1 protein-coding gene is annotated in these 226 nt (G+C 61.5%); it reads left to right on the top strand.

Going from position 1 to position 226, the window contains the following annotated elements:
• Positions 1-226 (top strand): hypothetical protein (locus KW846_RS29870; RefSeq protein ID WP_218486480.1); only part of this gene is annotated, 226 nt, incomplete at both ends.

The raw sequence follows: 226 nt of genomic DNA, 5'->3' as shown, positions 1-226 counted from the left end.
TTGCCCGAGTGGCAGGGATTCGGCCCGCCGGACGCCAGTCGCTGGTGCAATTACACAGAGACCTATTATTACGATGAAGCGGGCAATCTGCTGCAGCGCCTGCATCACGGCGCGGTAGACGACACCTTGATCATGCGCGTGGCATCGCACAGCAATCGCAGCGTGAAAGACCGAGCCGGCCAGCCGGCCATTGACGAACAATTCGACGCTCGCGGCAACCTGCTGG

The sequence above is a fragment of the Pseudomonas sp. PDM32 genome (assembly GCF_019219225.1).
Lineage (GTDB): Bacteria > Pseudomonadota > Gammaproteobacteria > Pseudomonadales > Pseudomonadaceae > Aquipseudomonas > Aquipseudomonas laurylsulfatiphila.
The sequence above is the reverse complement of the archived record's forward strand: the minus strand, read 5'-3'. Positions and strand labels throughout refer to the sequence as shown.